This window comes from Microcoleus sp. B3-A4 (assembly GCF_036705385.1).
Classification (GTDB): domain Bacteria; phylum Cyanobacteriota; class Cyanobacteriia; order Cyanobacteriales; family Microcoleaceae; genus Microcoleus.
In genome coordinates this window covers 134,210-156,036 of the sequence record NZ_JAUBUI010000006.1, presented here as the reverse complement: position 1 = coordinate 156,036, position 21,827 = coordinate 134,210, and the positions used below count along the sequence as shown (strand labels likewise).

Genomic DNA, 21,827 nt, shown 5'->3' with positions numbered 1-21,827 from the left:
TCAAGATGGTGACTATCTCGAATGACTCCTCTGTTAAGGACAATCGGCGAGTGTATTCTCCTATTTCTTTGCGGGGAACTGATTGCAAGATTAATTCCCAAGTTTCGCTGGCGGGCCTGACTTCCTTCCGAGTCGGTGGCCCTGCTGAGTGGTACGTTGCTCCCCGCAGTATGGAGGCTTTGCAAGCGAGTTTTGCCTGGGCACACGATGAAGGAGTGCCGGTGACTCTGCTGGGTGCGGGTTCTAATTTGTTGGTGAGCGATCGGGGTTTGTCCGGTTTGGTCGTCGCCACTCGCTACCTGAAACAGGTGAATTTTAATGCAGAAACAGGTCAAGTGACAGCGGGGGCGGGAGAGTCAATTCCCCGCCTCGCTTGGTTGGCCGCTAAACGGGGCTGGAAAGGTCTAGAATGGGCAGTCGGCATACCGGGTACAGTGGGAGGGGCTGTGGTGATGAATGCAGGCGCTCACAGAGGCTGTACTGCTGATATTCTAGTCAACGCTCGCGTCCTATCCCCTGGTGGTAAGGTGGAAATTCTGACTCCCCAAGAGTTGGAGTACCGCTACCGGACTTCGGTGCTGCAAGGGGGCGATCGGCTGGTGACGGAAGCGACTTTCCAGTTACAGCCGGGATTCGACCGATCGCAAGTAATGGCAGAAACTAATGACCATTTCAGTCAGCGGCGGACAACTCAACCTTACCACTTACCGAGCTGTGGCTCAGTCTTCCGCAACCCCGGCCCCAAGACGGCAGGTTGGTTCATCGAACAAGCGGGACTGAAGGGATATCAGATCGGTGGCGCACAAGTGGCTCAGCGCCATGCTAATTTTATTCTTAACTGCGGGTCGGCAACGGCCAATGATATTTTTCAAGTGATCCGCCACGTTCAACAGCAAGTCGAGCAGCGGTGGTCGCTGTTGTTGGAGCCAGAAGTTAGAATACTGGGAGAGTTTCCCTTCTAAGGCATCATTGAAGTAATACGGAAACGGCAGACTGCCAGCCCACACACCATCACAAAGTAGTTATGACAAAATCAGGACAAGGATTTGGCTTCGGCCTTGGAAAAATGAAAGAACTGACTGAAGCTTTCAAAAAAGCTCAGCAGGTTCAAGAAGGAGCTAAAAAGCTCCAAGAAGAGTTGGATGTAATGGAAATTGAGGGAACTGCCGGCGGCGGCTTGGTCAAGGTTTTTCTCAGCGGCAACCAAGAACCCCGCCGCGTGGAAATCTCACCGGATGCCCTCGGTGAAGGTGCTGATGTGGTTTCTGAACTCGTCACGGTGGCGATGCAGGATGCTTACGCTAAGTCCACGATGACGATGCGGGAGAAAATGGAAGAACTCACCGGTGGACTAAATCTCCCCGGTTTCGGTTAATCATGAGTCATCAGTCATGAGTCATCAGTCATTAGTGGTTAGCTATCTGTGTTTAAAAAGGAATCTATAGCTAATGACTGATTGATTTCTATCAAGCACGAAAATTTTGGAAAAAGGGGAAAGGAAAAATTTTCTTTCTTCTTTCCCATTAAAAATTACCAATTACTAATTATCAATTAAATGTCTTATAAATTATTGTTTGTCTGCCTCGGAAACATCTGCCGATCGCCCTCAGCAGAAAATATTATGAATCACTTAATTAAAGAAGCTGGTTTGAGCGATCGTATCACCTGCGATTCGGCCGGAACTGCTAGCTATCACATTGGCAGCCCCCCTGACAGGCGGATGGCATTGGCGGCGAGAAAGCGAGACATTGAATTGCTAGGCGAAGCCCGCCAATTTGCCAGGAAAGATTTTGAAAATTTTGATTTGATTCTAGCCATGGACCTGGAAAATTATCGCAATATTCTTGCCCTGGATGCGGCTGGAAAGTATAAAGATAAAGTGCGACTGATGTGCGATTTTTGCCAGAAATACGACCTTAAAGAAGTGCCTGATCCTTACTACGGTGGCCCGGAGGGATTTGATCGAGTAATTGATTTGCTGCTGGACGCTTCAGAGGGTTTGTTAGAGTACGTTGTCAGTCGGAAAAATTTAACCGTTGGCGGTCAGCAATCAATTTAAATTAAAAAAGTGCCTTTTTCCGGCCGAATATTAGCAATGCTGTAGGGGGGACAACGCTAACAAAGCTCGTAATTAGGGATATGACAGTTGTTCCAGATCCCGCTCCCAAAATGATACTGGGTGACACCCAAAAAGTTAAACTTGTCAATACAAAATGGGGAGAATTGATACTCAAAGCAGCAATTGGCAGCAAAATAGATGGATACCAAGGCATTAGCCAAGGTGTAGCAAACAAAAACAAAGTCAGAGTCGTCCATCCAATATCTGATACCAAATTAATTTCCGAGTCTTTTTTGCGGAATAATGATTTAATCAACGTCCCTGCATAGTAAAAAATCCAGCTTAAATAGGCAAAATATTTTAGGAATGATAGAATACTTTCCCTAGTTTCAACACTTACATTGGGCCAAAAATTCATCAATAAATTGATCGCATGGTGAAAAGATCGAGCAGTCGCCCCGGCGGTTCCCGGATTTAAAAGACTTCTCCAAGCTGAAACTGTTGGCATAAATGTATAAGTTATCACCGCGATAATTAATAAAGAAAGCAAGACGGATGCTGCTAAATCTCTCCACCGACGCTGCTTGCAGAGGAAAGCAAAAACTAAGGGAAACCAAATTATAGGTAAGGTTTTTACTAGAAAACCCACCCAAATTGCTAAAATTGCAAAAACATAACGTTGGTAATAAATACATCCTATTAAAACTATCAATGTATTAGCCAGAAGAACGTCAAGGTGAGCATTAGCTACTTGCTCGTTCAATAGCATGGGATTGACTAAATAGGCCATTGTTATGAGGTTACGGTTTTCAGCCTTTGTTAGCAACCGCCAAATTAAGTAGCCATTGAGCGTGTGTACCAACACGCAGATTATTTTAAAAATATAAACTCCCAGTAAAGGGCTAATTGGTACCGCCAGTGCTGATAGGGCAAAAAAGAATAAAGAAACTGGGCCGTAGGTAGAAGTTTGCAACCATTGGAAGAAGGGAGATACGTTAGAAATGAAGGTATCGGGATTATTCAGATAAGGATTAATTTTATGTAAGCTCATTGCTCCGTAATGCAAGTACATATAAATGTCACTGCTTAGGGGATAAGCTATGAGGGCAAGTGCCAGAAAGGGGATTGCATACTTGCAAATATCTAGAAAGCTGGAACTTGTCTGTTTTTTTTTAATTAACCAGATAATATATGTAACTGTTGCTATCAAGTAGGAACCGTTAATTAGAACTCGGATGAGGCTGAAACCGCTGGTAGGGAAATCGTTATAGTTGTCTCCACCCTGTAAAACGCTGTAATACTTGCTGATTCCCATTGATGTCATGGCAATACAGAAAATTATGGAAGCTGCTAATGCTGCAGCATATAGAATTTTCTGATTTTTTAAGTAATTGTTGACCATGATGTTATTTATTCAGCGTGGTAAGTGCAGGTAATTTTCTTGCCCAGAGCGTTGGCGGTTATCTGACTAAATGGTGTTCCATCGCAAAACGAACGAGTTCTGCACGGTTGTTGCTTTCTGTTTTTCTGAACAAGCTGCTGACGTGCTTTTCGACGGTTCGGGGGCTGAGGTGGAGCCGATCGCCTATTTGAATATTAGAAAGACCTTCTGTCAGCAAATCTAGCACTTCTCGCTCTCGCTGAGTCAAACTCGGAGCATTTTGGCTTGGAGATGCGCGATCGTCCGTTTCTGGCTTTTGAGTGAAAAAATCCGCTTCAGGCTGGCCATTGGCTCTGCTGCGTGCCTCTGTTGGCGTCGGTTCTGGTTTTGGGGAATGAGACGGTGCCTGAGCGATTAGAGCGTAGCGATCGAGCAAAGAGCGAATTACCGCCCCCAACTCTGGGAGTTCAAAAGGCTTAGCCAGATAATTGTCGCACCCCATCTGATAGCCGCGAATCCGTTCCTCCGTGCTCGTGCGTTCCGTCAAAAAAATCACCGGCAGCAAGCGAAAAGCGGGACGAGTCCGAACTCGCCGCACGAATTCGTAGCCATCCATCTCCGGCATTGTAATGTCGGTAACAATCAAGTGGGGCTGAAATTCCTCTACCAAACCTAAAGCTTCTTTGCCATTCTCAGCAGGGATTACAGAGTATCCGGTAATTTCCAGATAATCGGTAATCGACAAGCGAGTCGCGAAATCGTCGTCAGCAACCAGAATCGTCAAGGGCATGAGGGGAATTTAAAAATTAAACCTTAAAAATTAAAAGTGACTAATTTCACTTTTAATTTTTAATTCTACTGTTTAATTCTGTTTATAACTTGCTGTTAAAGTAGCAGGCTGCCCTAATGTTCCCTCGAAAGCTACGCCGCGCCCGTTGGCTGCCAAATGCCGCAGAGTTTTGTAAATTGTCTCAATTTGCTCTGGCTTTCCTGTTTTTTTGGCTATTTCTGCGACAGAAAGAGGTTTTTGGGCGTCTTTTAGCACTTGCAGTACCCGTTGCTGCAAGTCCAATACAGCAGCGGCCGCTTTTTTGCCGGCTTCGACGCCCGGTTGGTGATAAGCATTGACATTCACCAAGGAACCGTAAAAACCTACGGCTCTTTCGTAGAGGGCGATTAATGCTCCTACTGTCCTAGGGTTGACTTGGGGAATGGTGACAGTAATGGAATCTCGGTGATTTTCGTACAAGGCTTGTCGAGTTCCCTGCAACAAACCAGACAAATAATCTCCGGAAGTGACGCCGGTTTCTACTTCTGGGGAAATACCTTGCCTGTCTTCCAACACTTCGATAAATGTTAGGAAGAAATTCGGCACGCCGTCTCGCAGTTGCTGGACGTAGGCGTGTTGGTCGGTGCTGCCTTTGTTGCCGTAAACTGCGATTCCTTGATGAACTGTGTTGCCGTCTAAATCTTCCTGTTTGCCGATCGATTCCATGACTAATTGCTGCAAGTAGCGGCTGAACAATAGTAGTGAATCTTTATACGGCAAAACTACCATATCTTTTTCGCCCCGTCCGTTGCAGGCAAAATACCAACTCATGGCTAAAAGGGCGGCGGGATTGTTTTTAACGTCGGGAATTCTGGTAGCTTCGTCCATGACTTTAGCGCCGTCGAGCATCGCCAGAATGTCGATGCCTTGCAAAGCTGCTGGCAAAAGTCCTACTGCTGAGAGTTCCGAAGTGCGACCTCCCACCCAGTCTGCCATCGGGAAGCTGCCAATCCAGCCTTCGGATTTGGCTAAGTTGTCTAGTTTGCTGTCTGTTCCAGTGATCGCAACTGCCTGTTTGGCGAAGTCGAGTTTTTGGGCGGCGAAGGCTTTTTGAACTTCAATCATGCCGTTGCGGGGCTCGGGGGTGCCGCCGGATTTGGAGATAGTAATTACTAGGGTGCTGGCGAGTTTGTCTTTGATTTTGTTGAGAATTCGATCGATCCCAGCGGGATCTGTGTTGTCGATAAAATGAATTGCTAGGGGCGGAATGTCTGGGGATAAAGCTTCGGAGACAAATTGGGGGCCCAAGGCGGAACCACCGATGCCGATCGAAATTATGTCGGTAAATTGCGGAGCAAAGGGCGGTTTAATATCGCGGTTTTGAACTTTTTTGACAAATGTTTCGACTTGTGCTATGCCTTCGACTATTTCTTGTTTTAATTCTGGAGTGGGAGCTAAATCGGGGTTTCGCAACCAGTAGTGGCCCACCATGCGGTTTTCGTCGGGATTGGCGATCGCACCTGCTTCTAAAGCTGCCATGTCTTTGAAAGCTTTGTCAAATTTGGGCTTCAGTGCTGCTGCGAAAGCGTCGTCGAATCCCATGCGGCTGATATCGAGGTAAAGTCCCAATCCCTCGTTATAGTAAAGCCAGTCTTGATAACGTTGCCAGAGTGCTGCGGCGTCCATAGGAATTCTCTACAATTTTTTTAATGTTCGATTGGCGTCGTCAGGAATCCACCAATTGTAGTTTAAAACGATCTGATGTACGGCTTTTGCAGAATCCCAATAAATTTAAGCATTAGTCGTCTGAAGGCAGCCGGAGCGGAAGGCAGCCAAAGCATTCGGCAGAATTAAACACGAAAAATAGGACTGGCGCAACACTCTTAGTAGGTAGATACCTCATTAATGGTCACAGCCCATAGATAGATCGAAGAGGCAAAGAGATTTAAGTGTAGCCGGTGTTGGCGTTTGGGCCCTGGTTTAACAATATTCAAATGCGGGCGATCGGACTCGGTAAAATACGCTTTGCGGTCAGGTTAAATATACTTTTAGCTGTCACTCAATAATCGGCTAAAAGTATATTTAACAACGGTCAACTATCTGAAGTGTAGTATAATATACAGATATTAGAATTAAAGTGCGATCGACTATGCTTGCTCTATCTCCCGAATTAAAAGAAAGGTTAGCAACTCCGCTCAAAATCGGCGATTTTGAAGTTAAAAGTCGCGTCCTGCAATCGCCCTTATCCGGCGTTACCGATTTGGTATTTCGCCGCCTGGTGCGCCGCTACGCGCCGGATTCGATGATGTACACGGAAATGGTGAACGCTACGGGTTTGCACTACGTGAAGCAACTGCCGAGAATTATGGAAGTTGACCCGAACGAGCGCCCGATTAGCATTCAATTGTTTGACTGCCGGCCGGATTTCTTGGCAGAAGCGGCCCAGAAAGCAGTGGCAGAAGGAGCGGATACTGTTGATATTAATATGGGCTGTCCGGTTAACAAAATTACTAAAAACGGCGGCGGTTCTTCCCTGCTGCGAGACCCGGAAACGGCCGAGGCAATTGTGCGGGCTGTTGTGGAAGCGGTAGATGTTCCTGTCACGGTTAAAACTAGGATCGGTTGGACTGACAAAGAAATTAATATTTTGGAATTTGCCAAGCGGATGGAAGATGCGGGAGCAAAAATGATTACCGTGCACGGCCGCACTCGATCGCAAGGTTACACTGGCCCGGCAAAATGGGAGTGGATTCGTCGAGTTAAAGAAGTTTTATCGATTCCAGTTATTGCCAACGGGGATATTTTTTCAGTGGAAGCAGCGATGCGATGTCTGGAAGAAACCGGCGCCGATGGAGTGATGTGTTCGCGGGGAACTTTGGGCTATCCTTTTTTGGTTGGAGAAGTTGATTATTTCTTGAAAACTGGTGTGGAAAAGATAGCTCCGACACCAATTGAACGTCTCGAATGTGCTAAGGAACATTTGCGGGCTTTGTGGGAATATAAAGGTGAAAGTGGTGTCTGCCAAGCGCGCAAGCACTTAACCTGGTATGCTAAGGGTTTCCCCGGCGCTGGGGAATTGCGGGGCGTGTTGGCTGTGGTAGAAACAGTTGAACAAGGTTGCGATTCGATCGATCGCGCGATCGAGCAATTGCCCGCATAAACCTTACCCGCAGATGTCAACTAGGGATTAGAGAAACAAAACCTGCCTCTGCGGGCTAAGATTTAAGACAAAGTTAAAAATTTGTGTGTGGGGGAAAGCATGGATTCCTTAAAAGGGCGAGATTTATTAAGTCTGGCAGATTTAAGCATTGACGAATTAAATTATTTGCTGGATCTAGCAACCAGTTTAAAATCGGGAATGGTCAAGCTGAAACGCAATAAAGTTCTCGGCTTGTTATTTTCCAAAGCTTCTACGCGAACGCGGGTAAGTTTTACGGTAGCAATGTATAAATTGGGAGGGCAAGTAATTGACCTTAATCCCAACGTTACACAAGTCAGCCGCGGCGAACCTTTGGTAGATACAGCCAGGGTTTTAGACAGATATTTAGACATTTTGGCGATTCGGACTTTCGAGCAAAAGGACTTAGCAACTTTTGCCAACTATGCGAAAATTCCTGTGATAAATGCACTGACCGATGACGAACACCCATGTCAAGTGCTGGCGGATTTAATGACAGTAAAAGAGTGTTTTGGCAAGTTGGAAGGGGTAACTTTGACTTATTTGGGCGATGGCAATAATATGGCTAATTCGCTGATGTTGGGCTGTGCAATGACGGGAATGAATGTCAGAATTGCTTGCCCTCAAGATTTCCAGCCGAATGCTGAGATAGTGGAAAAAGCTAAGAATATTGCTAATGGAAAAACAGAAGTTACTGTGACGGCGGATGCAGAAGCTGCAGTGAAGAATGCTCAAGTGATTTATACTGATGTTTGGGCGAGTATGGGACAGGAAGAGGAAGCAAAAATCAGGATTCCTTTGTTTGAACCCTATCAGGTAAATGAACAATTGCTGAAGTTAGCAGATAAGAATGCAATTGTATTGCACTGTTTGCCCGCACACCGGGATGAAGAGATTACCGATGCAGTGATTGAAGGCAGTCAATCGCGCGTTTGGGATCAGGCAGAAAATCGGATGCACGCGCAGCAAGCTTTGCTCGCAAGCATTCTAGAAAGCGATTAGGAATTAGCTAAAAATTAGTCTGTCGGGGGATAAAATCGACCTGCTCGCTACTTTTGGCAGACCGCTTCCGTTATCATTTCATTTGAACCAGGATTATTTGCAGCCAGCCTGTAATTATCCGTTTCAACCATGATTAATAGCAATCTCTTAAGTAAAAGAAATGAATCACATCACTACGACAGACTTACTCGAAAATCTCAAATGGCGATATGCCACCAAACAGTTCGATCCAGCCAAAACAATCGCTCCAGAAATCTGGACAGCTTTAGAAGATGCGTTAGTGTTAACACCATCTTCTTATGGGCTTCAACCTTGGAAATTTCTGATTATTACCAGCTCGGAACTTAAAGAACAGCTCAAGCCCCTCTCCTGGAATCAGTCACAGGTTACTGATTGCTCTCATTATGTGGTGTTCGCGATTAAAAAGCATCTCAGTGCCGAGGATGTCGATCGCTTTATAGCTCGGACTGTCGAGCTGCGGGGCGGGACTGTAGAGGCAATGGCAGGATATCGGAGTCTAATCGTCAGTGACTTGGTTGATGGTGGCCGCAGTTTTAATATCAATGACTGGTCAACGCGCCAAACTTATATTGCACTGGGCAACTTTATGACCAGTGCTGCATTGCTTGGTGTTGACACCTGTCCAATGGAAGGAATTGAACCTGTCAATTACGATCGCGTGTTGGGTCTTTCTGCAAAAGGCTTTACTACCGTCGTAGCTTGTGCGGCTGGCTATCGCTCTGAAGCAGATAAGTATGCTTCACTCGCAAAAGTAAGATTCCCTAAGTCAGAAATCTTAGAAACTTTATAGAACCCATTTGGTATCTTCTTGAGCGAACTATCTGCTTTTGAGGGGATCGTTTTACCAGAGGATTTAATACCAGAGTCAGGACTTTAAGCTAACAGGCATCAAACCAGATACAACCTAGATACCTCAAAGGCTTGTGAGACAACAAAAAGATCCTAAATGGGTTCTATAAACCCGGGATACGCTGTAAGTCGATCGCAATAGCGCACCTCGGCGCACCCTAAAAAGATATTAAGAGGCTCCGAAATTTACTTTTGTGACTTCACCTGCGACAACATTAACAGTTTGTTGAATCTGACTTCCATCAACTTTCAACTGATAAGTTCCCGGAGAAAGCTCGATCGCCCCAAACCATCCCTTACCATCCGCGCGCAGTTGACGCACCTGGCCAGCAGCATCGATCGACTGCAATGTCAAACTGGCACCGTCGCAAGTTTGAGCGCACCGCTGCAAATTTCCGGCGATCGCACCTGTAGTCGGTCGCGACTTCCAAGGCATATCGGGAACCGCTGCTGCTGTCGCCCACACAGGCTGAGTTTCATAGGTTTTGCCCGTCGCAGCATCAACGTATTGACTCGGCTGCGAAAGCGCGGTGTAAAACAAGTCGTTGCTTTGGGGAACGTATTTCCAAGGCTGGCGGGGCAAATCACCGCTACCGCCCGATCGCAGTTCCACATTCGTGTAAATATTGCTGCTAGCGTAGGAATAGAGCACCGTACCTGCGACGTGATTTCCTTTCGCAGACGGCTGTTCGGCGCGACGAATCTGGCCTAGAGTGTCTTCGATGTAGTTGAGGTAATTGCCGGGGCCGATCGCAATTTGGCGGTTGTACTGGTGGTCTTTGGCGTACTCGATCCAGTTGTCGTAAGCGAGTTTTTGCGATCGTTTGTACTCGCGCTGGTAAGTCATCGGCATCGCCATGTCTACGATCCCTTCTTCCAGCCAAGCGCGCCAATCTTGCAATACTTCTTTGTAAGGCTGCGTTTGATACCACCCTGCATCGTTTGTTGGGCCGTCTCCCCAGGCGATCGTGGCGGCAGTAATTTTAACACGCGGTTTAATCGCAAGGCTTTCTACATAAAGCTTCCGCACTAAATTTGTCACCTGTTCGCGCCGCCACTGCATCCAGGCGGGATCGGTGGGTGCGGGTTTGCCCGATCGACCTGTTTGCTGATTGAAACGGGCGATCGCAGTCGGATTGTAGCCCCAAGTCGGCCCGCCGTAGCGCACATAATCCAACTGTACGCCGTCCACATCGTAGCGCTTCAGCAAGTCCAAATAGACGGAAACAGTATAATCTACGGCGTCTGGATGACCGGGATCGAGATAGCCTTGGGCTTCCCCACCGTAAGTCAGCATTGCCCAATTGTCGCTGCCGGGGGCCGAAGGCCCGTGTTGTTGCCAAACGTGACCAGCGGGAAGTTTGGTGCCCGAAACCACCGGCAGCGTCACCATCCAAGCGTGTACTTCAATGCCTGCAGCGTGGGCTTTGTCAATTAAATCTTGCAGGGGATCGAAACCCGCCGGAACGTTGGGATCGAGGGTGCGGGGTTCGATCGCACTGGTGTAAAAAGCATCGCCACGGCGGCGGACTTGGGCGACGATGGCGTTGGCATTTGCCCGCTGCGCGTCTGCGATCAATTTTGTGACTTCTTGAGGGGTTTTGAAGCCGGGGTTGAAGGCGTCCACCCAGAAGGCGCGAAATTCGGCGGTTTGGGTTTGCGGGGGCATAGTTGCGGTCGCCCGGGATGGGAAGTTGGAGAACCAACCAGGAGTCAGCAGAAAACTAATTGTTAAGCCAATCAGGAACAAGCTTGACAAAAAGAATGTTTTGGTATTTCGCATCAGAAATGTGTGTGAGAGCGTTGAACTGTCCTTTACGGACTTTTGGTTTGAGCGTCCGCTTGACATTTTCGCACAATGGTGAAAGTTTGGGCGAAAATACACTGAACTGGCGATCGCACTTTTTGAACAAATGATAGTACCGCACTTTCAAACGCTAGCCCTTCCGGGTAACAGCTACTCAACTGCAAGCAATTTACTCGATCGAGTAGATAGCTGGCGCCAAGAAGCAACCCGGAAGTTGCAGCAAAGCCAGAGAGGAGAAAAGGGACAATTTTTAACACCTGCCTCAGTCGCAAGTTTGATGGCGGGAATGTTTGAATTTAACTGTCCCGATATATTGCTTTTAGATGCCGGTGCTGGTATTGGTTCCCTGCTAGCAGCAGTTGTTTGCGAGCTTTGTCAGCGCCCAAACAAACCGCGTAGTCTGCACGTTACAGGTTATGAAATTGACCTTATTTTGATTGAATACCTCAAGCAAACCTTAGAATTGTGCAGTATTGAATGTCAGCGTTTTGGGATATCTTTTACCTGTGAGGTTCGCGAAATTGATTTTATTCAAGACAGCGCCGATATGTTGCAGCCCAATCTATTTACACAGCCAGTAAAACGGGAATTTACCCATGCAATTATCAATCCTCCCTATGCCAAGATAGACGCTAAATCCCAAGCCCGAATCTTGCTGCGTTCTATAGGACTAGAAACCAGTAATCTCTACGCTGGCTTCACAGTGGCTGCAGCTCACCTGCTCAAACCAAACGGTGAATTAGTGTCGATTACTCCCCGCAGCTTTTGCAACGGTTTATACTTTCGAGATTTCCGCAAAGTATTCCTTCAAATGATGGCTTTGCGCCAAGTACACATCTTTGAATCCCGACAGTTGCCATTTCGCGATGATGCAGTGCTGCAAGAAACTATTATTGTGCGCGCCACCAAACAAATAGAACAGCCAGATACTGTACTAATTACCTCAAGCAGCAGCGTGGGCGACGACCTGGTTTTGTCTCACCAACTGCCCTATACCGCCCTAATTAATCCCAAAGATTCCGAGCAATTTATTCTGATTTTACCGGATTCTGTCAGCCAGAAAGTAGTCGAGCAAATGGCTCAATTTACTTGCACCTTAGAGGAAGTAGGCTTAACAGTTTCTACGGGAAAAGTTGTAGATTTTCGTGTTCGCTCTGACTTGCGGCTAAAACCTGAGAACGGTACAGTTCCGCTGATTTATCCCGCACACTTCTGGGCTGGCGGTGTTGAATATCCCACCGCAACGAGAAAGCATCAAGCTTTAGCTGTCACGGAAAAAACTGCTGCACTCCTCGTACCTAACGAACATTATGTTTTGAGCAAGCGCTTCTCGTCAAAGGAAGAGAAAAAGCGAATTGTTGCAGTTGTCTGGGATGCAAATAAAATTAATAGTTCTAGCGTTGGTTTTGAGAACCATTTGAATTACTTTCACCAACAGGGACGCGGATTAGACCTCACCCTGGCGCGGGGATTGGCTGTTTATCTAAATTCGAGTTTGGTAGATGCGTTTTTCCGACTGTTCAACGGACACACTCAAGTTAATGCTACGGATTTACGCAATTTGAAGTATCCTAATCTAGAGCAATTACTTTTACTTGGCGCTCAAATAGGAGAAATATTTCCTACACAGCGGGAGCTCGATCTACTTGTCGAGACACAACTGCTTAACGCGACCAATCCGTTAGAAAATAGCCCAATCACAATCAAAAACCGTATTGATGAATCTCTAGAAATACTTGCAGCGCTGGGTTTTCCAAAAGGTCAACTTAACGAACGTTCCGCCTTAACCCTTCTGGCTTTGCTTGACCTCAAGCCAAAGGATGCTTGGGAATTGGCAAAATCTCCACTTCGGGGAATCACACCAATTATGGAATTTATGGAGCAGGAGTACAGTAAAAAATATGCACCAAATACGCGGGAAACTGTGCGCCGCCAAACGGTGCATCAGTTTCTAGATGCAGGTTTAATTGTTGTTAATCCTGACAGTCCCGAACGTCCGGTGAATAGTCCAAAAACTGCATATCAGATAGAAGAAAGTGCTTTGGAATTGCTGCGAACTTATGAGACTTCTGACTGGGAAAAGAATGTTCGCGCTTACCTCGTTCATTTTAACGGAGAAAAATTATTGCAGGCTAATTCACAAAATAAAAATACTTTTAAGTATGAATGATGCTAAAATACACTATTTATATGGCTGCCGCTGGCATCGGAATGGCATATACTGTGATGCCAGGGGTTGAATTGACCGGAATTGTCGATCGCACTCAGTAAATCAAATAAGTAACTAGGTAAAATATCTCTGCAATGGAAAAAAAGCATAACGCTGGATTGTGGGTATCAGTATTATACTTCGCTCAAGGTCTCCCTTACACCGTCGTTAATTTAATGTCGGTGATTTTTTTGAAAGGTATGGGAACCAGCAACGAACTCATCGGCTTGACAAGTCTTTTGTCTTTTCCCTGGGTATTAAAAGGTTTGTGGGGGCCCGTAGTGGATTTGTATTCCACCAAACGCAAATGGATTTTAGCAACCGAAATCATTTGTGCTTTTCTGTTTGCTTTCCTAGCTTTTGGCGTATTAACGCCGGCACCGATTATTATATCGCTTGTTATCTTTACCGCGATCGCCTTTGTGTCAGCTACTCACGACATCGCCATTGACGGATTTTATTTAAACACTCTCAATAAAGACCAGCAAGCCTTGTTTGTCGGGGTTCGCAACACGGCTTATAGAGGTGCTGTCATTGCCGGTAGCGGTGTATTGGTGTTCTTAGCGGGGAAACTGGCAGAACAGCATTTAGTGACCGGAAATACAGGCGACACCAAAATATATCAAAACATTCCACTGTCACTTTTCGGTTCGGATTTTAGCGTGTCTGCGCTTAACTACGGATGGGCGACAGCCTTTGGTATTTGTGCGATTATATTTGTGCTGATATATCTCTTTCAGCGGTGGTATCTTCCCTATCCTAGAAATTACGCTCTGGAATCCGGCGCCCCCCAACAAACAACAAGCTTTATCGAAGCATTTAAAACATATTTTAAGCAAGATAAAATTGGTTGGATTGTTACTTATGTCTTAATTTTTAGGTTAGGCGATGCCTTGACGTTTAAAATGGCTCCGCCATTTTTAATGGATAAAGTGGAGAAAGGAGGATTAGCAGTTTCTACATCGGACATGGGTCTGTTATCGGGTACGATCGGGGTAATGTTTCTGTTAATTGGAGGGTTGCTGGGCGGCTATTTAATTGCTAAACAAGGATTGAAAAAATGGATGTGGCCGACGGCAATTCTGCAAAATTCAACTAACGTGCTGTATTGGCTGTTGGCGATAAATCAACCGGGGATTGAATGGGCTTATGCCGTAAATTCGATCGAGCAATTTACTTACGGACTTGGCGTAGCTGCCTATACAGTGTTCTTGATGCGGACTGTCCGCCCTGAATACGAAGCATCTCACTATGCAATTACAACGGCTTTTATGGCCGCAGGAGTGCTGATTCCGGGCGTTTTTAGCGGCTACTTGCAGGCGAATCTCGGCTATCAAAATTATTTCTTGATGAGCGCGCTGGCTGTGATTCCCGGTATGCTAACCATTTTCTTTCTGCCCTTAGAAGATGAGAAAAAATTAGCATCCATGCCCAGGCCTGGACTGGACGATTTCGATTAATATCAAGTGCGATCGCTATAATTATCAGATCCGGGTGGGGCGGGTTTACCCGCGTTGCACAATTTAAGGATGATTCTTGTGGGGTGTCCCGCCTGCTGTGAAAATACACGTCTTCGGGCGGGACGCCCATCCCACAAAACAATCAAAATCATCCCGCAATTATGCAACGCCGGTTTAGCAATGTCTGCACTACTTTTTCGAGATTTCGGTAAACCCGCCCCTGCTGGAATATTGAGGTTTTTAATCATCTAACGAGTATAAATTCTGTGTGCTTGCGTTCATAAGATAAAATAAGGACACAACAATGTTGTGTCCCTACCGCTACCGAATATCTGTATTGCCAGCCGCCAACTAAATCGCAATAAAATCACTAGCTGTTAGCGGACTACTGGGAATGCCAGTAATACTGGCAAGAACTTCGCCGTTACTGGCCACTTCAATCGTCGTTATAAAATCGCCTGGAGTAACTGTCAGTTGGTTGAACCTCAAACCTCCGCTCAAACCGATTAAATCTTGACCCTTTTGAAAGTCTATAAATGTATCTGTACCGGCGCCTACTCCTAACACCAATACGTCGCGTCCAGCGCCACTAATTAAGAGATCCGCACCCTTTCCTCCAATCAGCGTATCGTTTCCTTCTCCACCACTCAAATTGTCATCCCCTTTGCCACCGAATAGCTGGTCGTTGCCGACGCCACCGCTGATAATATCGTTGTCTTTGCTGCCCGTGAGAGTGTCGTTTCCCCCATTGCCAATGATAATATCGTCCCCTGCAAAACCTGAGGCTGTATTGTTGGCCTCGTCGCCTACTAAATTATTAATTGCGGACGGATCGAGAGCAGTTTTCATTGCCACAACGTTTCCTAAAAAGGAGCTTCCCGGAGCGGTTCTTAATTGCTCTAAACTGCTGCGCGATAGCAGCGATTTTCCCAAGGCAGGCAGTGCAAAGTCTAAGCCAGCTAACAGCTCTAAATAATCCGAATCTGTGAAAGTGAAATTAGGGCGGTTCAACTGGTCTACAGAGATTTCTGTCTGAGTCAAGCCGGGAGGAGGAGCAGTTAACAAACCGCTTTGGGTGTGCTTGTCCAAGACCAATAGCGGGTTGATAATCGGGTTAGTAAATGTTTGAAGAACTACTTTTCCCGGGATGAAAGCTTCTCCTCCCAAACTAACAAAATCGCCGCTAACTATGTAGTGAGTTACATTTTTTCCGGCGCCGACTTTCTGCTTAAATGTATTGACTGTGCTCTGAGCAACTCCGGGAGAATTGAAGGTGACAATATCTCCGATAGTAGAGGTAAATTCGGTGGCCGCGAGTTGCGTTATGGCGCCGCCCAAGCTGTGTCCGAGAAGATCTGGTGCCAAGCGCCTGGGGTTTTTTGCTGTATCTTGACTGATTTGTGTCAGCCAATTTCCTAAGGCTTGTTTGTTGGCTTCAAATTGGTTAAAACCGACGCCGCGCTTGTCTGCGTTGGCAAGATCGTCTACGGGCGAGTCGGTGCCGCGAAATACTAAAACGGGCGGTTTGTCTGGGGTGGTGGAAATTAAGCCGATCGCGTGAAATCCAGTCGCGGGATCGTCAAACGTGCGATCGATTTGGTAGCCAGCAGCGCTCAAACCTGTTTGAACTAAAGTTTGAGACTGGGGGTTGTTATCTATGTAAACAAGTTGCTTAGCTATAGTTTCGTAAGCGGCGGGGGAGGAGGGCATATTTTTTTATTTCCTGTCGTTAGATTGGGAATTAGTGTTTAAGCTACTTAATTTATTTTACTGTAAACTCCGGTTATTAACCATATTAATTGGTCATATTTCGTTGCTTTGTAGGGGCAGATTTAGCAGACATTTTTTCTGAATAAAAACAATTTTGCTACAAAACCTACCCCGGTTTCGCGCCACCAAAACTACAAATTTTTCTCGCCCTAAAGCTATACAAAATCTACCCGCGTAATATCGCTGGCAACTACGCCTCTGAGAGTAGCAAGAATTTCCCCAGTAACCGGGATAGTAATTAATGCTCCGTCACCACCTTGGGTTACTCTAATTTGAGGAAAAGTTAGACCCCGCGACAGTGTAATTAAATCTTGACTATCTTGAAAATCTACAATCACATCGGCTCCGCCACCTGATTCCAATACAAAGCGATCGCGCCCCGCGCCGCCCATTAAAAAATCGTTGCCAAACTCGCCGGAAATCAAATCATTTCCGTCGCCACCGTCCAAATAATCGTTATCTCTGCCACCGTACAAGAAGTCGTCGCCATCACCACCGGTGATGCTGTCATTACCTCGATTGCCTCTGAGAGTATCGTTACCGCGATTGCCGATAACTGTATCCTCTCCAGGGCCGCCAGTAGCAGTATTGTTGCGATCGTCCCCTGATAGATAATTCGGTTGTAAGGGAGCTAAACCGTATTGCATTTGTCTGATTAACTGCACAAAAGAAAATTCTGGTGCTGTTCTCAAACTCTCTGCACCCGCTCTGGTTCGGATTGGGATTGACACATTGGCCAGGGGAAAATTTAGGGCAGCGATAAATTCGTTAAAATCCGAGTCGTTGTTATAAGTAAATTCGGGACTGTTTAATTGTTCTACAGAAATTTGCCTCTGCAAAAAACCCGCGGGCGGAGTAGTTAACAAATTTTCAGTTCGATGTTTTGCCAAAACAGTTAAGGGATTAATACTCGGGTCAGTAAAACTTTGGATAAATACTTTACCCGGAATAAATGCTTCCCCAAACAAGCTGACTACATCTCCGCTGACAATGTAGTGAGTGACATTTTTGTTGCCTGCCCTGCTGAGATTTCTCCGAAAACTGGTGAATGTACTCGCTGACACTCCCGGAGAGTTGAAAGTAAAGATATCGCCGGTCAGAGATGTGTATTCGGTTGCTACAATTTGAGCGACTGCTCCGCCCCAACTGTGCCCGATGACATCGGGCAATAATTTGTTGGGGTTTTTACCTGTATCTTGACCGATTTCTGTTAGCCAGTTTTTGATATTATCTTTGTTCTTTTCAAATTCCGGTAAACCAATGTCTCGGGAGTCGGAAAAGATAGCGTCGCCGTCGATGAAGTCTGTACCTTTAAATACGAGGGCTGGCGGGTTTTCGGGATTGGATGAACCGAACCCGATCGCATAAAAGTTTGTTTCTGGGTCGTCGAATATGCGATCGATATAGTAGCCATTAGTATCTAGGAAACGCGAAACTTCATTTTGTGCGTTAGGTTTTTGATTTAAAAAAACAATTGACTTAGCCAGAGCTTCATAAACAGCAGGCGAGGCACTCATAAGATTAGATTTTGTGGTTGTTGGTATTTGCGATCGCTCTCTTCTTGAGCTAAGTGTCCAATAGCAGCCATTATAGCTGACCATATTTTATGGTACACTTGATAATATCAACTCAAGAATCAAGTTTTTGCGGTTATGGTTATCATTCGTCAATACATTGCTCCATTTATAGCGATATTAGTATTTTTCGTGGCTCTGGTAGCAGTCAGCGCTCGCATCTTTTTGCCGGCTGACATGGCTGCCCCGGCACCGATTGAGGAAGCGATCCCCCAAAAGCAAGCGGCAGTAGTGAATCCAATTTTCTTGGGACTAAATTATTCCGCTTTGCGTGTCCGGTGAGCTGATGTCTGCTCAACTAATACCGGGCTACGGGCTGCGCTCAGGATCGGGACTCGATCGGGCAAAACTGGTAAAGTTTATGCACCGGACTTACCGAGAGCTTTACCCGGATGGGGAATTGGAACATTTGGCTCAAACTGTCGAGCAGTATTTTTCTAACCAGACGCCGGTTTGGTGGGTAGAGTGCCAGAAAAACAGCCAGGAAGAGGCAGAAATTTTGCCGGCGCTTCCCTCGCAGCATCTCAATCCCCAATCTCAAGTCCAAAATCTGACATCGGTTGTCGGATGTTTGTGGTTGGGAAATGCGATTGACCAAACCACCGGAGAACGCTACGCTCACATTTTTTTGCTGTACGTAGCACCGGAACATCGCCGTCGGGGGATCGGTGCAGCTTTAGTTATTCATGCTGAAAATTGGGCGCGGGAAAGGGGCGATAGGCAAATTGGTTTGCAAGTATTTCTGAGCAATCAGCCTGCGGTGAATCTCTATCAAAAATTAGGCTATCAAAGTCATTCCGTCTCGATGCTCAAGTCTCTTTAAAAAATAAAAGGTAATGTTTGTAGTAAGGACGAAGAGTTTTGATAGACAAAGAAGCTGAAAACTTTGTGACTTTATGGGCACTTAAGTCTTGACTGCGAACTTTATGGAGGACTGAAGTCCTCACTATGAACCACATGAGGACTTCAGTCCTCCCTCGGAATACTTTTATTGGTATTATCCTAGTTGCTGTTGACCGTTGTCTGAGTTGCTGAGGAGCATCCTCAGTACGGTAAAGTTTTTTTATGCACAATAACGACTACTCCAACGCCCTTGATACTGACACGGAACTGGAAAGCCCTTTGGATCAAATTTATGAATCCGAACCCCCGCTGCCAGATCCCGAGGAAATGCTGCCTTTGCTGGAATCCCCAGAACCTCAGCACCGGATGATTGCGGCGCGGGCTTTTTGCGAACTGCAGGACGATCGAGCAATTTCGCATTTAATTAATTTGTTGAGAGACGGTTGCCCCTTGGTGCGGGTGAGCGCAGCTTATGCGTTGGGGCGAAATCCGAGTCCCGATGCTGTGGAACCGCTGATTCTTCAGCTTAACTGCGACTGGAACGGTTACGTTCGCAAAGGGGTAGTTTGGGCCCTGGGAAATTGCAGCGACCACCGCACTTTGCCATCTTTAATTGATGCTCTGAAAACTGATATTTCGGCGGTGCGTTTGTGGGCGGCGAGTTCTCTGGGTCAAATGGCAAAAGTTGGTTACTCTGTGGTGATTGCTGCGATTCCGCCGTTGATTGAAGCGCTGCGGGGAGATTCTGTATCTGCTGTGCGAAGTAATTCCGCTTGGGCGATCGGGCAACTGGCCCGCGAATTGCCGAATAATATAGTGTACGCTGGGGCGATCGACGGTCTGATTGAAGCTTTAGAAGAAGATGAAGATATGGGCGTGCGGGAAGATGCTAAATCTTCACTCTTGCGAGTCGGCGACCCGCGCGGATTGCAGATAATTGAAGACTTAGAAATGGAAGGACTTTTGTGATTTAAACGCCCCCATTACTAATTACCCTTTACTAATTATGCCTTTCATCAGTGCTAAAACAGATTTTGGTTTCAAAAAAATCTTTGGTTCGCCCCAGAGCAAAGACATTTTGATTAGCTTCCTCAATGCTATGCTCTATGACGCACAGCCAACCATTGAAGATTTAGAAATTATTGACCCTTACGCCGCGCCGAGCGTTACTGGATTAAAAGACACTTACCTGGATGTTAAAGCCAAAATTACAGGCAACAAAACTGTGATTATCGAAATGCAGGTAATAAATGTAGAAGCTTTTACTAAACGGGTAGTGTACAATGCCGCCAAGACCTACGCAACTCAACTCAGACCCAGGGAAGGATACTCTAAATTAAATCCTCTGATTGCTTTAACAATTACCGATTTTATTCTATTTGAAAATACCGAAAAGTTTCTCACTCATTTTGTCTTTAAAGAACTCGAAGAAAACTTCGAGTATTATAACAGAGAAATAGAATTAGTGTTTGTCGAACTGCCCAAGTTTAACAAAGAACTGGAACAAGTCGAAAACCTAATTCAAAGCTGGATTTATTTTATCAAAAATGCTCCCTTCTTCGAGGAAATTCCCGAAAAATTTGCATCAATGCCCGAAATTCAAACAGCTTTTTCAATCGCCAGCAGAACTAATTTAACCCTTAAGGAATTAGAGGAATTGGAAAAGCGGGAAATGTTTTTTGAAGACCAACGCGGTGCTATTATTAAAAGCCGCCAAGAAGGCATAATTGAGGGGGAAACAGCATTAATCTTACGTCAAATCGCGCGGCGCACTGGCGAAATCCCACCAGAAATTAAAACTCGCATCCAGCAGTTATCTCTCGAACAACTACAGGATTTAGGAGAAATCTTGTTAGATTTTACCAGTCAAGAGGATTTGATAGCTTGGTTGGACTCGGCTTCAGCCTGAATTTATAACTTTTGCACTCCTGATACTAAATCCAGCTTTAATACCCCCTTCATTCTTTATTCGCCGCAGGCTGCGTGTGTTTGTTTAGTAGCGGTTTCAACCGCCTAGTTTCTAATCTAATAGGTCGGGTTCCCGGCGTACTATCATGTCATAAAGCGGTTGAAAGCTAAACCATCCCATCCGGTGAGACCCTACTTGCTGCTGTGTAAAACGCGCACATTCTGGCTTGATGAGAATTGGTTTTCCCGCTGCTTCGGCCATTAACTGCGCTTGACAAGAACGTTCCATTGAAATAAACCACCAAGCTGCTTCATCTACTGTTTGACCTACTGTTAACAGTCCGTGATTTTGTAAGATAAGGGCTTTTTTCTCACCTAAAGTTTTGGCGATGCGTTTAGCTTCTTCGATTTCCAAAACAACTCCGGTGTAATCGTCAAATAAAGCTTGGTCTTCATAAAAAGAACAAGCATCTTGCGTCAGCGGGTCAAGCAGGCGGCCCAAACTCGACCAACTTTTGCCGTAGGGAGAATGAGCGTGGGCTGCTGCGATTACGTCGGGGCGGGCGCTGTGGACTTGGGAATGAATGGCAAAAGCTGCTTCGTTTACGGGTTTATTTCCTTCAACAACTTCACCTTTGTGGTTGACTAAAATTAGGTCGCTGACTCGAATTAAACTAAAGTGCATTCCAAAAGAATTGACCCAAAAATGGTCTAGGTGTTCGGGGTCGCGGACGGTGATATGTCCGGCCACTCCTTCGCTGAATCCGAAGCGGGCAAATAATCGGAATGCGGCAGCTAAACGCTGTTTGCGGTGGCGACGTTCTTCTTCAACTGAGTTGAATGTTGGGGGTTGAAAAGTGACTTTTGGGATTTTTATGGCAACCATATATTTTATTAGTGAAAAGACAGGAGGCACCTCCTCGGAATCGGCATTCCCAGTCTCTGACTGGGAATGAGATAAAACGAGATCAACGAGATAACTGGACTTGCCAATTGT

19 protein-coding genes are annotated in these 21,827 nt (G+C 46.0%); 12 read left to right on the top strand and 7 right to left on the bottom strand.

Going from position 1 to position 21,827, the window contains the following annotated elements:
* Positions 1-5 precede the first annotated feature (5 nt).
* The 3 genes from murB to QUB33_RS05265 all read left to right on the top strand — a co-directional run bounded on the left by murB (position 6) and on the right by QUB33_RS05265 (position 2,059).
* Positions 6-962, top strand: coding sequence for a UDP-N-acetylmuramate dehydrogenase (murB, locus tag QUB33_RS05275; RefSeq protein WP_333348236.1), 957 nt, complete (start codon positions 6-8; stop codon positions 960-962).
* 62 nt (positions 963-1,024) lie between these two features.
* Positions 1,025-1,375, top strand: a complete 351-nt coding sequence (locus QUB33_RS05270; protein WP_006634273.1) for a YbaB/EbfC family nucleoid-associated protein — start codon at positions 1,025-1,027, stop codon at positions 1,373-1,375.
* 180 nt (positions 1,376-1,555) lie between these two features.
* Positions 1,556-2,059, top strand: coding sequence for a low molecular weight protein-tyrosine-phosphatase (locus QUB33_RS05265; RefSeq protein ID WP_190739039.1), 504 nt, complete (start codon positions 1,556-1,558; stop codon positions 2,057-2,059).
* Between the two features lies 1 nt (position 2,060).
* On the opposite strand, the gene QUB33_RS05260 is transcribed toward QUB33_RS05265, so the two are convergent.
* From QUB33_RS05260 to QUB33_RS05250, 3 genes are all read right to left on the bottom strand, one after another.
* On the bottom strand, positions 2,061-3,461 hold the full coding sequence (locus QUB33_RS05260; protein WP_333348230.1) for a hypothetical protein: 1,401 nt from the start codon (positions 3,459-3,461) through the stop codon (positions 2,061-2,063).
* Between the two features lie 58 nt (positions 3,462-3,519).
* Entirely contained in the window at positions 3,520-4,230 is a 711-nt protein-coding gene (locus QUB33_RS05255) for a response regulator transcription factor (protein ID WP_333348227.1), read from the bottom strand.
* Positions 4,231-4,302: 72 nt separating this feature from the next.
* Positions 4,303-5,895: a glucose-6-phosphate isomerase gene (locus QUB33_RS05250; RefSeq protein ID WP_333348224.1), complete on the bottom strand. Its 1,593-nt coding sequence runs from the start codon at positions 5,893-5,895 to the stop codon at positions 4,303-4,305.
* A 463-nt stretch (positions 5,896-6,358) separates the two neighbouring features.
* Between QUB33_RS05250 and dusB the strand changes: the two genes are divergently transcribed.
* From dusB to QUB33_RS05235, 3 genes are all read left to right on the top strand, one after another.
* The gene (gene dusB / locus QUB33_RS05245; protein ID WP_242724764.1) at positions 6,359-7,369 is read left to right on the top strand and encodes a tRNA dihydrouridine synthase DusB; all 1,011 of its coding nucleotides are present in this window, start codon (positions 6,359-6,361) and stop codon (positions 7,367-7,369) included.
* A gap of 99 nt (positions 7,370-7,468) precedes the next feature.
* Positions 7,469-8,389, top strand: a complete 921-nt coding sequence (gene argF, locus QUB33_RS05240; protein ID WP_333348221.1) for an ornithine carbamoyltransferase — start codon at positions 7,469-7,471, stop codon at positions 8,387-8,389.
* Positions 8,390-8,549: 160 nt separating this feature from the next.
* Positions 8,550-9,200 (top strand): NAD(P)H-dependent oxidoreductase, encoded by a 651-nt coding sequence (locus QUB33_RS05235; protein ID WP_333348218.1) that lies wholly within the window; start codon positions 8,550-8,552, stop codon positions 9,198-9,200.
* 228 nt (positions 9,201-9,428) lie between these two features.
* On the opposite strand, the gene QUB33_RS05230 is transcribed toward QUB33_RS05235, so the two are convergent.
* The gene (locus QUB33_RS05230; RefSeq protein ID WP_333348215.1) at positions 9,429-11,042 is read right to left on the bottom strand and encodes a family 10 glycosylhydrolase; all 1,614 of its coding nucleotides are present in this window, start codon (positions 11,040-11,042) and stop codon (positions 9,429-9,431) included.
* Between the two features lie 130 nt (positions 11,043-11,172).
* Here QUB33_RS05230 and QUB33_RS05225 point away from each other — a divergent pair, with 130 nt between their 5' ends.
* The gene (locus QUB33_RS05225; RefSeq protein ID WP_333348212.1) at positions 11,173-13,236 is read left to right on the top strand and encodes an Eco57I restriction-modification methylase domain-containing protein; all 2,064 of its coding nucleotides are present in this window, start codon (positions 11,173-11,175) and stop codon (positions 13,234-13,236) included.
* A gap of 134 nt (positions 13,237-13,370) precedes the next feature.
* Positions 13,371-14,735: an MFS transporter gene (locus QUB33_RS05220; protein WP_333348209.1), complete on the top strand. Its 1,365-nt coding sequence runs from the start codon at positions 13,371-13,373 to the stop codon at positions 14,733-14,735.
* 351 nt (positions 14,736-15,086) lie between these two features.
* Here the strand turns inward: QUB33_RS05220 and QUB33_RS05215 are convergent, their stop codons facing one another.
* On the bottom strand, positions 15,087-16,445 hold the full coding sequence (locus QUB33_RS05215) for a calcium-binding protein (protein WP_333348206.1): 1,359 nt from the start codon (positions 16,443-16,445) through the stop codon (positions 15,087-15,089).
* A gap of 215 nt (positions 16,446-16,660) precedes the next feature.
* Complete coding sequence (locus tag QUB33_RS05210; RefSeq protein ID WP_333348203.1) at positions 16,661-18,022, bottom strand: calcium-binding protein; 1,362 nt, start codon at positions 18,020-18,022, stop codon at positions 16,661-16,663.
* 135 nt (positions 18,023-18,157) lie between these two features.
* Here QUB33_RS05210 and QUB33_RS05205 point away from each other — a divergent pair, with 135 nt between their 5' ends.
* The 4 genes from QUB33_RS05205 (at position 18,158) to QUB33_RS05190 (ending at position 20,831) form a co-directional block, all read left to right on the top strand.
* Complete coding sequence (locus tag QUB33_RS05205; RefSeq protein ID WP_333348200.1) at positions 18,158-18,361, top strand: hypothetical protein; 204 nt, start codon at positions 18,158-18,160, stop codon at positions 18,359-18,361.
* A 4-nt stretch (positions 18,362-18,365) separates the two neighbouring features.
* Positions 18,366-18,902 (top strand): GNAT family N-acetyltransferase, encoded by a 537-nt coding sequence (locus QUB33_RS05200; RefSeq protein WP_333348196.1) that lies wholly within the window; start codon positions 18,366-18,368, stop codon positions 18,900-18,902.
* A 242-nt stretch (positions 18,903-19,144) separates the two neighbouring features.
* Complete coding sequence (locus tag QUB33_RS05195; protein WP_333348192.1) at positions 19,145-19,891, top strand: HEAT repeat domain-containing protein; 747 nt, start codon at positions 19,145-19,147, stop codon at positions 19,889-19,891.
* A gap of 37 nt (positions 19,892-19,928) precedes the next feature.
* Positions 19,929-20,831: an Rpn family recombination-promoting nuclease/putative transposase gene (locus tag QUB33_RS05190; RefSeq protein ID WP_333348188.1), complete on the top strand. Its 903-nt coding sequence runs from the start codon at positions 19,929-19,931 to the stop codon at positions 20,829-20,831.
* 111 nt (positions 20,832-20,942) lie between these two features.
* Here QUB33_RS05190 and QUB33_RS05185 read toward each other — a convergent pair whose 3' ends face one another.
* Positions 20,943-21,716 (bottom strand): class II aldolase/adducin family protein, encoded by a 774-nt coding sequence (locus QUB33_RS05185; protein WP_333348185.1) that lies wholly within the window; start codon positions 21,714-21,716, stop codon positions 20,943-20,945.
* Between the last annotated feature and the right edge of the window lie 111 nt (positions 21,717-21,827).

Bases quoted from the DNA above. Each gene is read 5' to 3' on its own strand.
- QUB33_RS05255 (WP_333348227.1), bottom strand. From the start codon at position 4,230: ATGCCCTTGACGATTCTGGTTGCTGACGACGATTTCGCGACTCGCTTG.
- QUB33_RS05225 (WP_333348212.1), top strand. From the start codon at position 11,173: ATGATAGTACCGCACTTTCAAACGCTAGCCCTTCCGGGTAACAGCTAC.
- QUB33_RS05215 (WP_333348206.1), bottom strand. From the start codon at position 16,445: ATGCCCTCCTCCCCCGCCGCTTACGAAACTATAGCTAAGCAACTTGTT.
- QUB33_RS05195 (WP_333348192.1), top strand. From the start codon at position 19,145: ATGCACAATAACGACTACTCCAACGCCCTTGATACTGACACGGAACTG.
- QUB33_RS05230 (WP_333348215.1), bottom strand. From the start codon at position 11,042: ATGCGAAATACCAAAACATTCTTTTTGTCAAGCTTGTTCCTGATTGGC.
- QUB33_RS05250 (WP_333348224.1), bottom strand. From the start codon at position 5,895: ATGGACGCCGCAGCACTCTGGCAACGTTATCAAGACTGGCTTTACTAT.
- QUB33_RS05210 (WP_333348203.1), bottom strand. From the start codon at position 18,022: ATGAGTGCCTCGCCTGCTGTTTATGAAGCTCTGGCTAAGTCAATTGTT.
- QUB33_RS05270 (WP_006634273.1), top strand. From the start codon at position 1,025: ATGACAAAATCAGGACAAGGATTTGGCTTCGGCCTTGGAAAAATGAAA.
- QUB33_RS05185 (WP_333348185.1), bottom strand. From the start codon at position 21,716: ATGGTTGCCATAAAAATCCCAAAAGTCACTTTTCAACCCCCAACATTC.
- QUB33_RS05235 (WP_333348218.1), top strand. From the start codon at position 8,550: ATGAATCACATCACTACGACAGACTTACTCGAAAATCTCAAATGGCGA.
- QUB33_RS05265 (WP_190739039.1), top strand. From the start codon at position 1,556: ATGTCTTATAAATTATTGTTTGTCTGCCTCGGAAACATCTGCCGATCG.
- argF (WP_333348221.1), top strand. From the start codon at position 7,469: ATGGATTCCTTAAAAGGGCGAGATTTATTAAGTCTGGCAGATTTAAGC.
- QUB33_RS05260 (WP_333348230.1), bottom strand. From the start codon at position 3,461: ATGGTCAACAATTACTTAAAAAATCAGAAAATTCTATATGCTGCAGCA.
- QUB33_RS05190 (WP_333348188.1), top strand. From the start codon at position 19,929: ATGCCTTTCATCAGTGCTAAAACAGATTTTGGTTTCAAAAAAATCTTT.
- QUB33_RS05220 (WP_333348209.1), top strand. From the start codon at position 13,371: ATGGAAAAAAAGCATAACGCTGGATTGTGGGTATCAGTATTATACTTC.
- murB (WP_333348236.1), top strand. From the start codon at position 6: ATGGTGACTATCTCGAATGACTCCTCTGTTAAGGACAATCGGCGAGTG.
- QUB33_RS05205 (WP_333348200.1), top strand. From the start codon at position 18,158: ATGGTTATCATTCGTCAATACATTGCTCCATTTATAGCGATATTAGTA.
- QUB33_RS05200 (WP_333348196.1), top strand. From the start codon at position 18,366: ATGTCTGCTCAACTAATACCGGGCTACGGGCTGCGCTCAGGATCGGGA.
- dusB (WP_242724764.1), top strand. From the start codon at position 6,359: ATGCTTGCTCTATCTCCCGAATTAAAAGAAAGGTTAGCAACTCCGCTC.